The sequence below is a fragment of the Thiothrix fructosivorans genome, from assembly GCF_017349355.1.
GTDB classification, from domain to species: domain Bacteria; phylum Pseudomonadota; class Gammaproteobacteria; order Thiotrichales; family Thiotrichaceae; genus Thiothrix; species Thiothrix fructosivorans.
In genome coordinates, this window is record NZ_JAFMPM010000008.1 from 1,132,023 (window position 1) to 1,145,981 (window position 13,959).

General features: G+C 42.7%; 14 protein-coding genes. 10 read left to right on the top strand and 4 right to left on the bottom strand.

Features of this window, described 5'->3' with window-relative positions; translation table 11 throughout:
* The first annotated feature begins 3 nt into the window (after positions 1 to 3).
* Genes J1836_RS19715 through J1836_RS19725 form a run of 3 tightly spaced genes read left to right on the top strand, consistent with a single transcriptional unit; the run spans position 4 to position 2,898 of the window.
* Positions 4 to 804 carry an ABC transporter ATP-binding protein gene (locus tag J1836_RS19715; RefSeq protein WP_207252852.1) on the top strand — a complete coding sequence of 267 codons (801 nt, stop codon included), beginning with the start codon at positions 4 to 6 and terminating at the stop codon, positions 802 to 804.
* Between the two features lie 9 nt (positions 805 to 813).
* On the top strand, positions 814 to 1,251 hold the full coding sequence (locus J1836_RS19720; protein ID WP_443735687.1) for a YqaA family protein: 438 nt from the start codon (positions 814 to 816) through the stop codon (positions 1,249 to 1,251).
* A 51-nt stretch (positions 1,252 to 1,302) separates the two neighbouring features.
* Entirely contained in the window at positions 1,303 to 2,898 is a 1,596-nt protein-coding gene (locus J1836_RS19725) for an AAA-like domain-containing protein (RefSeq protein WP_207252853.1), read from the top strand.
* A 192-nt stretch (positions 2,899 to 3,090) separates the two neighbouring features.
* Here J1836_RS19725 and J1836_RS19735 read toward each other — a convergent pair whose 3' ends face one another.
* From J1836_RS19735 to J1836_RS19745, 3 genes are all read right to left on the bottom strand, one after another.
* Entirely contained in the window at positions 3,091 to 3,525 is a 435-nt protein-coding gene (locus tag J1836_RS19735) for a GNAT family N-acetyltransferase (protein ID WP_207252854.1), read from the bottom strand.
* Positions 3,526 to 3,736: 211 nt separating this feature from the next.
* Positions 3,737 to 5,260 (bottom strand): transposase, encoded by a 1,524-nt coding sequence (locus tag J1836_RS19740; RefSeq protein WP_207252855.1) that lies wholly within the window; start codon positions 5,258 to 5,260, stop codon positions 3,737 to 3,739.
* A 160-nt stretch (positions 5,261 to 5,420) separates the two neighbouring features.
* Entirely contained in the window at positions 5,421 to 6,689 is a 1,269-nt protein-coding gene (locus J1836_RS19745; RefSeq protein WP_207252856.1) for an integron integrase, read from the bottom strand.
* A gap of 286 nt (positions 6,690 to 6,975) precedes the next feature.
* Between J1836_RS19745 and J1836_RS19750 the strand changes: the two genes are divergently transcribed.
* The 6 genes from J1836_RS19750 (at position 6,976) to J1836_RS19775 (ending at position 10,437) form a co-directional block, all read left to right on the top strand.
* Positions 6,976 to 7,305 carry a hypothetical protein gene (locus J1836_RS19750; protein WP_207252857.1) on the top strand — a complete coding sequence of 110 codons (330 nt, stop codon included), beginning with the start codon at positions 6,976 to 6,978 and terminating at the stop codon, positions 7,303 to 7,305.
* 46 nt (positions 7,306 to 7,351) lie between these two features.
* A complete protein-coding gene (locus J1836_RS19755; RefSeq protein WP_207252858.1) occupies positions 7,352 to 7,657 on the top strand; it encodes a hypothetical protein in 306 nt (101 codons plus the stop codon).
* A 3-nt stretch (positions 7,658 to 7,660) separates the two neighbouring features.
* Positions 7,661 to 7,933, top strand: a complete 273-nt coding sequence (locus J1836_RS19760) for a hypothetical protein (RefSeq protein ID WP_207252859.1) — start codon at positions 7,661 to 7,663, stop codon at positions 7,931 to 7,933.
* Positions 7,934 to 8,127: 194 nt separating this feature from the next.
* The gene (locus J1836_RS19765) at positions 8,128 to 8,466 is read left to right on the top strand and encodes a hypothetical protein (RefSeq protein WP_207252860.1); all 339 of its coding nucleotides are present in this window, start codon (positions 8,128 to 8,130) and stop codon (positions 8,464 to 8,466) included.
* Between the two features lie 426 nt (positions 8,467 to 8,892).
* Positions 8,893 to 10,083, top strand: coding sequence for a phage/plasmid replication protein, II/X family (locus J1836_RS19770; RefSeq protein WP_207252861.1), 1,191 nt, complete (start codon positions 8,893 to 8,895; stop codon positions 10,081 to 10,083).
* A 39-nt stretch (positions 10,084 to 10,122) separates the two neighbouring features.
* A complete protein-coding gene (locus J1836_RS19775) occupies positions 10,123 to 10,437 on the top strand; it encodes a hypothetical protein (RefSeq protein WP_207252862.1) in 315 nt (104 codons plus the stop codon).
* Between the two features lie 1,012 nt (positions 10,438 to 11,449).
* Here the strand turns inward: J1836_RS19775 and J1836_RS19780 are convergent.
* The gene (locus tag J1836_RS19780; protein ID WP_207252863.1) at positions 11,450 to 12,244 is read right to left on the bottom strand and encodes an RNA-binding domain-containing protein; all 795 of its coding nucleotides are present in this window, start codon (positions 12,242 to 12,244) and stop codon (positions 11,450 to 11,452) included.
* Between the two features lie 204 nt (positions 12,245 to 12,448).
* On the opposite strand from J1836_RS19780, the gene J1836_RS21655 reads away from it, so the two are divergent.
* Complete coding sequence (locus J1836_RS21655) at positions 12,449 to 13,870, top strand: integron integrase (RefSeq protein ID WP_207252864.1); 1,422 nt, start codon at positions 12,449 to 12,451, stop codon at positions 13,868 to 13,870.
* Positions 13,871 to 13,959: the final 89 nt, after the last annotated feature.

Sequence of the window (13,959 nt, forward strand, 5' to 3'; positions counted from 1 at the left end):
GTTATGGATTCCAGCAAATACGTGCAGCTTGAACACGTCGATATGGTGTTTAGCACCAAGAAAGGCCCGTTTCAGGCGTTGCAAGAGGTGAATTTGAACATCGCGGCAGGCGAGTTTATTACCCTGATTGGGCATTCTGGCTGCGGTAAATCGACCGTGCTGAATATCGTGGCGGGGCTGCTGAACCATACCAGTGGGGTGGCGTTGTGTGCGGATCGCGAAATCAGAGGGCCGGGGCCGGATCGTGGTGTGGTGTTCCAGAACCATTCGTTGCTGCCCTGGCTGACGTGCTTTGATAATGTGTACCTCGCGGTGGATCGGGTGTTTGCGGCAACGGAATCCAAGGCGCAGCTCAAGCAACGTACTCAGGAAGCCTTGGCAATGGTGGGGCTAACTCATGCGGAACATAAGTTTCCAAACGAGATTTCCGGCGGGATGAAGCAGCGGGTGGGGATTGCACGAGCGTTGGCGATGGATCCGAAAGTGTTGCTGATGGATGAGCCGTTTGGCGCGTTGGATGCCTTGACCCGTGCGCATTTGCAGGATGAGCTGATGAAAATCACTGCCGCCACTCACAAGACCGTGATTATGGTGACGCACGATGTGGATGAGGCGGTGTTGCTGTCGGATCGGATTGTGATGATGACCAATGGGCCATCAGCGACGGTGGGGGAAATTCTGAAAGTGGATTTGCCGCGCCCGCGCAATCGGCTGGCATTGGCGGATAACCCTACGTACAACCATTACCGTGCCGACGTGTTGCGTTTCTTGTATGAGAAACATACACACAAAGAGGCGGCATAATCCGTTTGTTTGGCAGATAATGCCGCGATGGATTATCTGCTGCTGTTCACGTCGGCGTTACTCGCCGCTACCTTGATTCCCGCGCAATCGGAAGCCGTGCTCGTTGGGTTATTGCTCAACGGGCAGAGTGCGTTTTGGCTGTTGATTGCGGTGGCGACGTTAGGCAATACGCTGGGGTCGGTGATTAACTGGTGGCTGGGGCGTTATCTGGAACACTTTCAGGATAAACGCTGGTTTCCGGTGAAAGCGGCAAGCTTGGCACGGGCGCAACAGTGGTTTCAGCGTTACGGGTGGGGGGTGTTGTTGTTGAGTTGGTTGCCGATCATCGGTGATCCGCTGACGGTGGTGGCGGGGGTGATGCGGATGCGCTTGCTGCCGTTTGTGCTGGTGGTGGCAGTGGCGAAGGGCGGGCGGTATGGGGTGTTGGCGTGGGTGGTGATGGGGTAATCCACCCACTCATGCTAAACTTACTTCACTCCAATGATTTCTGTGGCAGCCATGAATAAACATTTCACCACCTCCGGTCCTGTTGTCCCTGCCGAGCATTATTGTATCGACCCGATGCAACGCCTCGATTGGGAAGAAATCCACTACCTGATTGCAGCCAAAAAATACTTCGTGCTGCACGCCCCGCGCCAGACAGGCAAAACCAGCACCTTGCTGGCGATGATGGAGGTATTGAACCGCAGCGGCGAATACAACACTCTCTACGTCAATATCGAAGGAGCGCAAGTCGCCCGCGAAGATGCGCACTGGGGCATGACACTGGTGTGCCAAAGCATTGCGGCACGGGCGCGAGACTACGGCATTGAACCGGGTTTGCCCGCCTTGGCAAAGTCCGTGCTGGCGGATACCGATTCGGCTAATGCGGTCACGGAATTGCTATCTCGCTGGGCGCAAATCAGCCCCAAGCCCATCGTGCTGATGCTGGATGAGGTAGATACCCTGATCGGCGATACCTTGATTTCCCTCTTGCGGCAAATTCGGGCAGGCTATGCGCAACGTCCTCGCGCTTTCCCGCAAAGCATCATCCTCTGCGGGGTACGTGATGTGCGTGACTATCGTATCGAGAATGCACACAAAGAAACGATTACCGGCGGCAGTGCTTTCAATATCAAGGCAAAATCCCTTGTGATGGGCAGTTTCAACCGTGCCGAAGTGGAAGCCTTATACGCACAACACACCACCGCTACCGGACAAGTGTTTGCGGCTGAGATTTTTCCCGAATTGTGGGAAGACACCCACGGTCAACCATGGCTAGTGAATGCACTGGGCAATGAAATGACGTGGGAGGATAAAACTGCTCGTGACCGCAGTACGCCTATTACGATGGAACGTTACCAAGCTGCCCGCGAACGCCTGATCCGTTCCCGTGCCACTCACCTTGACCAATTAACGAACCAGCTCAAGGAACGCCGCGTTCATGCCGTCGTTGCCGCATTATTGGCGGGTGAAAGCCGGATTGCTAATTTGCAGAATGATGACCTGCAATACGTGGAAGATTTGGGGCTGATCAGAACAAGCCCGCAGATTGCCCTCAGTAACCGCATCTATCAGGAAATCATCCCACGTGAAATTACTTGGCAATGGCAAGCGACCATCACCCACCAGCAAGCATGGTATCTGACCCCGGAGCGCCGTTTGGATATGGTGAAATTGTTGACGGCTTTTCAGCAGTTTTTCCGTGAGAATTCAGATGTGTGGCTGCAAGGTTTACCCTACAAGGAAGCAGGGCCGCATTTGATCTTGCAAGCGTTTTTGCAGCGTATCGTGAATGGGGGCGGGCGCATCCACCGTGAATACGCTTTGGGGCGCAAGTACACCGACCTGTACCTTGAATGGCCACTGGATGAGGTCAAAGGGTTTTACGGCGAAGTGCAGCGCGTGGTATTAGAGCTAAAAATCCTCTACGCCAATCTGGATAAAACCATCACGGATGGGCTTAGCCAAGTCAGCAGCTACGCCCGCCACTGTGGAGCAACAGAAGCCCATCTAGTGATCTTCAATCGCAACCAGGAAGTCAGTTGGGACGAAAAGATTTGGCATGAGGTGCGCCATGATGCGGCGTTGCAGGTGGATGTGTGGGGGGCGTGATTGCGGTGGTGACTAAGCGGGTTTTTGGAGAAATGGTGTAGAGAATTTGCGCCATTTATTTTCAGGATTTTTCTATAACGCCCGCTTAAGGGGCAGCCAACGCTACTACCAAGCTTCTGCATAACACCGTAATCACAAAAACCAACGCATAGTAAAAATGCCACGCGTTGGCTGTCCCTCTTGAAGCGTTTGTTATGTGTTTGAACTTAAAGGGATCTCCATTTCAACCAACCCTTTTACTTCAGATCTTCTCACGAATCCTTTGGACTCATACAGATTGATCGCTGGATTTTCACTAAACACACGCAGAACTAGCTTATTGGATTGACAGTTGACAGCATGTCCAACAACTAAATCAAGACTCTTAGATCCAATTCCTCGGCCTTGAAACTCAGGCAAAATTTGCAAGTCTCTAAGGAAAGTAGTATCACCACTATAGCTAAAACGCAGCACGCCAACACGGGTTTTATCTAGGTAAATTTCGTAGTTATCTAGTGCTTCCCAACTGTTTAGATACTGATTGTGATCCCAGATAATCCCACGAGTTTGGTAATAACTTGCCATATTTGTCTTGGTTAAAGACTCTGCAAATAAGGGGTCACGACCTACTTGAAGCTGAACTTCCATGCCTTTTCCTCTGGTTACACATAACGAGGGTGTAGAAAAACCCGAATCTGATCATCCTATCCAGATCGGGCAGTCATTTTTTTGAACACCCCACACGACTGGGCGTTTTTTTCAGCGTTGCCGACTTCCTGCTTCCCAATAACGCCCTGAATGCCACCTGATACGCTTAATACGGTGCATTTTTGCGTGTTTGGCTGCATCATTCCCCCCTTCATGCGGCATACCCGTGATGTGCCAGCTTTTCGAGGTTGTGCATCAGGCAAAACAGTTTCCATTGCCCGTCCACTTTGGCTTTGCTGCGCAAGGTGAAGCGGTGCAGGCGTTTGTTGCCGCGCAAGTTTCCAAACACGGGTTCGACGGTGGCGAAGCGTTGAGTGATCATGCGCTTGCCGAGGTCTGAATCGATTTTTGGCTTCATCAAATCGGTGTAGCTGGGGGTGTCATCGCGCTTGCCTTGCAGGAAAGTGACTTGCCGTGCGCGGGTTTTTGCCGGGTCTTTCAGACATTGGGGACGCTGGGTACAGGGTTCACAGTCACGCAACGCGCCTTGGAAACGTACCGAAGCATAGCCATTCAGGGTGCAATTCTTGCCGGTACGGTAAAGGCGTTTTCCCGCCGGGCAAAGACAATGACTGAGGTCAGCGGCTAATTGGAAGTCGGCGGGTTTATAGGTTTTGGCTTTGCTGGGCGTGGGGCTTTTGTTCCACAAGGAGTCAGGTTTTTGCTGATGCACGCTCTGATCGGCATAGCGTTCATCGCGTTGCCGGTAATCCTTGTCGGGGATGTAGGCATCAATCCCAGCCTCCGCCAAGGCTTTGAGATTGGCTTCACTGTGGTAGCCGTTGTCGGCAGCGATTACCGTTTCGGGGGTGCGCATGGGGGCAGTGGCATTGACCACCGGCATCAGCAGTTCTTGTTCCGACCCCGTGCCGTGGGCTTGGGCTTCGACAATGATTTGGTAATGGCAATCCACGGCTGCCACGCCGGTATAGCCCTGCACCACGCCTTTGCTGGTTGCCATTTTGGCAGATTCGTTATCAGTGCGGTTGGACAGGCGGATACTGCCTTTGGAGCCTTGGCGGTCTTTGGGGTTGTCTGCCAGCCAGTCACGTAACTGTTTGGCTTCGCGTTGCAGGCGTTCCAATTGTTTGGCTTCGCGTTTGGCTGCGACTTCATCCACGTTGCTGGCATCGGCTTGTTGGTGTTTGCCGATGATCTTGGCGGCGGCTTTTTCCATGCGTTCTGCTTGGCGCAGGAAGTCAGCGCGGGTGCCGGACTTTTCTTTGCTGGCATTGGATGGCAACTTCACCCCGTCGATGGCAAACAGCTCTTTGCCGATTAACCCTTGGCGGTCACAAATCAGCAGCACTTGGGCAAACAGTTTGGCAATCAGCTCCCCGGCATTGGCAATGAAGGCCGCCAGCGTGGTGAAATGCGGCTGGCTGTCACCGGAAACCGCAATGAACAGCATATTCTCGCGGCACGCTGCTTCGATTTTACGGCTGCTGATAATGCCACGGCTGTAGGCCAATAGGATGATTTTCAGTAATGCGGCTGGGTTAAAGGCGGCTGCGCCCTGCACATCATTCTTATAACGTTGATGGAAGCCTTCAAGGTCGAGTTCGTTATCCACCAAATGGCGCAGCGCGTATTCAAACGTACCGGGCAGGATTTGCCGGTCAAAGTCCAGTGCCAACAGTTTTAAGCCTTGATGGATCGGTTTGTAGCGTGCCATGCCTGCCTACTCGTTCGGGTGCTTGCGATGCCTGATTATCCCACAAAATGGCGAAAAAGAGGATTTTTCTACAGCCTCAACGTATTAGTTCTCCATTCCAGCCTTGGCTGGATATGGAGCAACATCTTGTTAAATGCCTCTGTGTCAAGGCAATCTGTTATCACAAATCCAGTGGAGACCTACAGCCGTTAGCACTAATGTTAGCAACATGTAGATAGACAGAAGTCGTGCTAATGTCAGCATGACCCATTAGTTCCTGTAAAGACCTAATGTCATAGCCTGCTTCGAGTAGTGCTGTAGCAAAGGAATGTCTAAGGCAATGTGGATACACACCCTTAGTTATCCCAGCTTTGAGACCTGCACTACGGAGTGTTTTCTGAACCATAGTTTCATGAATATGATGTCTAAAGCATTCATTAGAATCCTTATCAACATATATCTTAGAAGCTGGAAACAAAAACTGATAACCTAATTCAATCTGTCTGGCTTTAAGTTTAGAACCTTTAATCCAAGGTATAACAACTTTACCCCATCCATTAGATAAATCTTTCTGATGTAAATGAGCTACCTCATCAATATGAGTCTTTAACTCAATAGCAATAGATTTAGGTAGCATCAAGATTCTATCTTTGCCACCTTTACCAGAATGAACATGTATTTCACCTCTATGAAAGTCTATGTCTCTAATTCTTAGAGTCATACACTCCATTAGCCTCATGCCTGTTCCATATAATAACTTAGCAATTAATAACTGTGTTCCAGATAATTCATTAAACAATTTACTTACCTCCTCCTTATTCAGAACAGTAGGCAACTTAACTTGTTTAGAAGATAACTTCATATAAGACATATCATCTAATTTGATACCAAGGAACTTGTTATACAAAAACATTACAGCATTAAATGCCTGTCTCTGTGTAGCCACAGCAACCTTATTAACATTAACAATGTGATTAATATATAACTCTATATTCAAATGATTAAGTTTCTTAGGATGCTTATTACCATTAAACTCGATATACTTAGAGACCCATAATAAATATGCCTTCTCAGTCTTACGAGAATAACCCTTAAGCCTCATAAACTCCCGTAGCCTTATGACCATAGCTTCAATACTTTCAACCTTAACAGGGACAATAGGAACAAGATTTGAGGTATCTACATTCCTACTGAAATCAGTTCTGATAGGTTCAAATACTTCAGCTAATAAATTATTAATCGCAATGTTATACTTGAATGCTAATTGTTGAGCTTCAATAAAAGCAGACTCAAAGTTTTCATTAGCATAAGCGATATTCATAATTCTTCGTTTCAATGAAGCCAGATACTTATTAGCCTTAGCTAAATAATTCTCAGACAAATTAAACTCAGAAACAAAAACAACGTCAGTCATTACAGACTGCCATAATTCAATAGAACAGATAGCCATATCATTTACCTCATGAATAGATTGATATTAAAGAATGTGCTTGCTGTGAATAGGGGTGCGGGCATGTTGGGGAAGACGCCCGCACTCTCCTCAGACACAGACATCCAAACACCAGGTCTATGTTCAAAAGATATTTGTATCTATTTATGTCATATGGTGGGGGCAACAATTGAAGGTTGGAAAGTTATTCTGAAGGCACTGTCAAAAATAATATTATTTTAAAATTCAAAATGCCTATAGAATATTTTTTAAATATCTGTTAAATAATAATGCAAGGAGATACACAATGGATACACTTACAACTTTTTATAAAGAGCAATTAGCCAAAAGGACTAAGCAAATAGAATCAGATACCGGACTTACTGTTTCAAGTAAACACTATACGATAAAACAGTTTCTCTATGTCCTGAATCAGAATAACAAATTGCCGCTCAATTATATTACAAAAGGTAAAATTAAAGCCTTAAGTTCTATGGCTAGAAAATTATGTATTCAAAACAATTACTACTATGTAAAAACTAAAAGTTTAAAATACAGCCATAGGAATAGTATTTCAGCATACCCAATAGAAATACTTAAACAATTATATTTTCAGGAAATAAAAATAAATGAATAGTCGTCGCAGACGCATATATCAGATGATTAAAAAAAGGATTAAATAAATGAGTAATAACAATTTTGACTTTATGCAATTAGGTAGAGAGCAACTAAGATTCTGCTTCCTACAGACAGAGAACAAATGGTTCGTTTCCTTAGCTAATGTTGAAGACATTACCAGAAGTAAACTACCAGAAGGCGCTAAAGTGATTAACAGCCTCGTCCCAAGTGGTGAGTATACCTATATGCCATGTCAATTGATTAGTGTCTCAGACGCTATTCAGTTTAATTTGAATAGCAATAATCCTAACAGCAACTTAAACTTGTTACTTGAAGATAGATTAAAATATCCAGTTAAAAAAGCAGCTTAATAAATGGATGTGGATTTAACATATCTTGAACAAGTGATACTCTACTCGACATTTAAGTTAAGAGATTATTTTGTCTTTGCAACTAAACCACTGAAAGAATCTAATTCAGTCCCCTATCGTATTGAGCAAACGATTGAAGGTATTGAAAACAAAGTTGGTAAGAAACTTGTTGTTCCCAAACCTAAAAGTATTCACGAGGAGGGAAGTTCATTTGATTCATTCGGCAATAAAAATATTGAGAAGTATTTAGGTCGCAGGTATGCAGGTCAAAGGTGATTAACAGTTATGGTTAGAAATCCTCACCATTAATGCCATTGACAGAATACCTAAAAAAGTTATTCTTAAATTGCAGACAATAAAAATCCCTAAGTCCGAGGTACTGAACATAGGGATAATAGAAAAATAATTTTTATATTATACGAGAAGATTAATAAGTCCTACGCATAATGGAATAAACTGGAGAACCTACTATGGAAATGATACAAACAAATAATAATTCAAGTCAACCTGATTATCTGATTGCTCGTAATGAGCAACTTAAACAATATCGTGATGACCAAAATAAGATTATAGCATTAGCTTCAAGACCAGATGTCTCTACTAAAGTTAATGTTAATAACTTAATTCTTAAAGCTAAACAATTACTAAATGAAATTACAGCTTTGAATATCTCTAATCTAAACTTACCAGTGGGTACTACAATTAGCGCCCAGATTAATAATTCAATAGATGCAAAAACAACAGAACTATTTATCCTCCTCAAAGATATTAAGGATACAAACAAGTTCTCTGGCAAGATTTGGAGTTAATATGAAAGCAAGATTAGCCTTCATGTTTAGAAAATACTGGACATTATTTTTTATATCTCTAATTCGTGCTCCAGTGCTCTCAGTTAAAGACTTCTTAGAATCTGATACAACCATAGCAGTAAAGATAATTGGCGCTCCTATCGTCTTCGTAGTCGCTCTGATCGCTATTATCTACTACCAGCTACGCTTCATAATTTATGGATAACCTTCACTTACACAATTGTTAAAACAAAATGTGGCTACAGCTATAGTTCTTAGCAGACTACATATTACGCACCAGATAGATGAGTCTAAAAATTATACTAACAAAGTAAACTTTACTACGATATAATGTTTCAGACAATAAAAAAGCCTCTATAGAGCTACCAACTCCAAGAGGCTAAACAATATAGATAATAATTTCCCGACCAAAGGAATCAAATCACTATGAATATATTATATAACGATACCAATAAGATTTTCAATAACAATTTAGACGCTAATAACTTATTAAAACCAATAATTTTAAAGCACTTATTAGGTTCTAAATATCAATATCTAAATGCTACAGATGCTATCTCCCCTGTAATGATAGATAGAATACATTGCCTAGTTAATATTGGCGAACATACTCCTATAGCCAATTCATTCCTAATTGAATTAGATGAATTCGGTGAGGTTCTAAGAGCTACTAACAAAAGTATTAAGCTCAATTCTGAGCCTGACTCTAAAGAACAGAGTATGCTTATAAGAAGCATTAATAATAATACTGTTATTGAAGTTATAACCTCTCCAAATAAATATCTATATGGGCATAATCTCTATGGCAGTTCAGATATATCATTTCTGATTACTGAAACACTTACCAAGGCATTAACTCAAATAGAGCGTATAGACCTACTGCCTCTAATTCAAATGTCTCAAATCGAATTACACGGCGTAGATATAAACTCAATGTTAACTACTACACAAGTATCACATTATTTGTTATCATTACCCAGTAGATTAAATGTAAATAAGATTATAACCCCTATGCCTAATACTGTGTATGTTGGCAATTATAAAAAGTCAGACTATGCCTTTAGAATCTATGATAAGTTCGTAGAGCGTAAAAACAAAAAGCTATTAGCCGAATTACAGGCAGATGAAATAAACTATCTAGAAGATAAACTTCGTATTGAACTAATCCTTCATAGACGCGAATTACAGAATTTAGAACTAATAAATCCGACTGATTGGAATATCAATACAGCATATAAAGTTTATAATGATTACCGAGGTAAATTAAAAATAATGAGAGATAAATCAGAAGACTTAAGTCTATTAGACCATGTTGAGCGTGGTATTTATTTTGATTGGAAGTATTCTGGCGACCCAATAGAGTTAAGAATACCTAATACTAAGACTAGAACTAAATACCGTAAAAGCCTCAAAGAAAAAATGGGAATAGACATCTACAAACCTTATGTTAATGAGTCTATTAATCCCCTATTAGGAATGATAGAGCCATATCAATTACTACAAAATGGCATACCTGATACTGATGCTATAGTTCCAGCCTCTAAATTAGAATTATTACTACAGGAACAGCCGTTAGTCAGAACAACTTTACTAAAAGATTTGCTCTGTGCTACATAAGCAGCCTTATGTAATAACTAATCAAAAGGAAGTAGCAGCATGACATATCCCAATAGTCCTTTCACACTTAACGATGGATCAAATAACAATCAAGATGATAAACAAGTAAGCAATAAGAAGCCTAAAGGTGTCAAGAAAACCTACTTAGATATTACAAAAGCTCTATTGATTAATGACTTTAATCTATCGAAGCTATCAATTGAAGAGTATTGCACCCAAGAAGATAAACCTTCAGCAGCAACACTACGGAAATGGTTAAAGGCTAACAAGCCAGAATGTCCAGAATGTAATTCTCTTAAGCTCGAAGTCGTAGCATTAAAAGCAAAGCTATCAGTCTACGAAAGAAATTCTTAAACCAGCTCTTCCAACACCAGCAATATCAGAATCTACGCTCCTGAAATTTCGGGAGCATACTCCTAGGTCTCCGTTTACTGGTAATATTTACGATTTTCCAGTGATAGTCTCCAGTCCATTACCATGCTTATCCTTCAGGTCTCCGTTTACTGGTAATATTTACGATATTAGACACTGCCTCCCCTCGTGTGATACTCTCAAGATTACTCCAGCGTTATATCCAGCATGACAAGACAAGACAAGCCAGCATAACCAGAACACCACACACAATCTCCCAGCGATTGATAAGATGGTCGTTTATTCAATGAACAATGTGCAACAAATACACATTTAATCGCCCCAGTTTATTCCAGCTTAGAAAACTTTTGAAGATAATCGCCCCTTGAAATACCCTATCGGTAGACGAGAGCTAACATAGTTAGCGAGCTATAGGATAATCCAAGGAACGAAACAAAACAAAGCAAAGCAACAGAAACAAAGCGGCGAGAACAGGCAAGCGCCAGCGAAGCCCAAAACAAAAAGCCTCATTACCAAAAAGCACCAAACAAAAAAAAGGACACATAGAAAAGTTCCATATGCCCTCAATTAGATACCAAATCTAGATTACGATACTAAAATATTTTTAGATACCCACTGTCACAGTGGTTGTTTGGAATGTTTAACTTTATCAGTTAGCACAAAAGACTATGAGGGCGTAGAGATTGCGTAAGCAATATCTATGACCGAAGGGTTCGGAGTGATTACTCTTAATGCTCAACAAAAACACCAAAAGTGTTTAAATACTAGAACCTATAATTCTATAGATTCCAAATATCAGATAATCTTTCAATTACCTAATGTGAATTCCTAATGTGATATTAGAACGAGCGAAGCGAAGTTCTGTAAGCGAAGCTTGTTATAGGTCTTAGCGTAAGCAATAGATTTAATTTCTGAATTGACGGGCGTGGCGTGTAGTAAATCGTTAAGGCTATCACCGCACCCGTCGTCGAGGAGATATTCTGGTTAGGTCTTTTTATCGCATGTATTTATAGTCCATTAATGCTTTGTTTTCTCGCAAAGTTCTTCCATGCTCTAATTTATTTGAACTGAGTTCTTCCTCTAATTCTTTTAGTCCGGCTTGAGCTTGCTTTAATTTTTTTTCTCTTTCTACTGCTACTTCTATTTTTTTCTCATCAGTATCTTCTTCATCCTCATAAAATAGCACTCCACTAAATTCAATACTTGAAATTTCTCTATTTTTTCTTTCTATTTTTTCATTAATTTCTTTTTCTTTAGACTTTAATTTAGTTATGTATTCAATGTTTTTGGAAATATCTGAATCTAACTGCGATTGTTTTTGGGGATAACTTGGTCGTTTGGTTTCTTTAAAAATCTGAACTGATTTATAAGCTTCAATAATATCTTTAGTAGAAGCCCTTCTTGTTATGCTTCCATGTCTTATAAAGACATCATATTCCTTATAATCTGCTATGCTTTTTGAAAATTCATAAGGCTTCTCTTTGGAATCTATTTGTAAAATAACTATTTTTTTATTATCAATTTCACGTTCTGAATAGGTAATCTTTACTTTTGGTCTTGTATAGTCACAACACAACTGCTGTATAGTTTCTTCGTGATTACCATTAACCCCTATAATGGTTCTATTGTCATCAACACCAACGATGATATAACCATGATACTCTGAGCTATTGGCAATCGCCATTATAGTTCTTAGCAATTTTCCTTTTTGACTCTTATCAGACAGATTCAGTTCTCTTTTGAAATCTAAGCTTTCATTTTCAGGAAATTGTAAAAAATCTTCATTCATATATTTTACCTAGCGTGTTACTTCGCACTAATTTAACAGAGGGAGGAGCGAAAGCAATTAACAGTTTATTAGGCGGCGTTCTGGAATATCAGGATAGGAAGCCTGCGCTCAATCGGTGAGCACACGCCGCCTATCTGGTTCGTACAGTCTTCCGCATAGTCTGGCATTATCATAAATCGTGTCCCCAAAATTCAGTTAATGTTAATGGATAAGAAGCATACACGAAGCCCCGCAGCACCGGCAACCTCGTATTCCCATGAGTTCTGGGAAAATTACACGCTTTTTCTTGTTAAACAAGGCATTAGTCATAAGTATGTGACGTGGTATGTGCTGCGTACCAAGCAGTACATTGCCTACTTTCCCGACGATCACATACGTATCCATACCCCCCAACAAGTAGAGGAATATCTCACCAAAGTAGGGCGTGAAGTCAATCTGAAAGCGTGGCAATTTGGTCAAGTCGTCGATGCTATACGGATTCTGTTTTGTCTGGCATTGAAAAAAAGTTGGGCAAATGATTTCGATTGGGAATACTGGTCAGTGTCAGCGAAAAAGTTAGATGCCAATCATGCTACGGTCGCTCGCGATTACACGAATGCTCTCGATGGTCTAGAAGGGTTGGAAATGCTTGAGGGTGAAGAGCGTTGTTCTAATGAGCTTTACCAACGTTACCAGCCAGCCTTAGCGGAAGTGGTCAAAGTGGTGCGTCTCAAAAACTACGCGATGCGCACCGAACAAACCTATCGCGGTTGGATTGCCCGTTTTTTCTATTTCCACAAACCCAATGATGTGCATGATTTGGGGAGTAAAGAGGTCAAACAATACCTCGAATACCTTGTGCTTAAACGCAATGTGTCGGTTTCCACCCAAAAGCAGGCATTAAATGCGCTTGCGTTCCTGTTTAATCAGGTGTGGAAAAAGCCACTGGATGATTTGGGCGACTTTATTGGTTCAAAACGCCCACGTAAATTGCCAGTGGTGTTGTCCCGTGATGAAGTGCGCCGCGTATTCCAACATCTGAAAGGCACGCATCACTTAATGACAGGCTTACTCTACGGTGGTGGTTTGCGCCTCATGGAGTGCGTGACCCTGCGGATTCTGGATGTGGATTTCGATTACAACCAATTGCTGATCCGCAATGCTAAGGGCTTTAAAGATCGGATTGTGCCGCTGCCCGAACGTTTCAAAGATGCCCTCAAACAACAAATTGCCTTCGTTGAACGTCAACATCAGATGGACTTAAAAAACGGGTTTGGCGAGGTGTATTTACCCGATGCTTTGGGGCGAAAATACCAAAATGCGGCTAAAGAATTACGCTGGCAATATGTGTTTCCGTCCAGTGGTGTCGCTGCCGACCCGCGTTCGGGTGTGGTGCGCCGTCATCATTTGCATGAAACCAGTTTGCAGAAGATTATCCGTCGTGCGGTGAAACAGGCGGGGATCACCAAACATGCCACTACGCACACCTTCCGCCATTCCTTCGCCACCCATTTGCTGGAATCCGGTTACGACATCCGCACCGTTCAGGAACTGCTGGGGCATTCGGATGTATCCACTACGATGATTTATACCCATGTTCTGAATACGCCCGGAATCAGTGTCCGCAGTCCTGCTGATATGATGTAGCCAAGCTAAAGACGCTACCGCCCTGATCTGCGCTGACCCAAGAGCCTATAATTTACACTTGATCGAAGCGAATTACAAAAATTAATCGC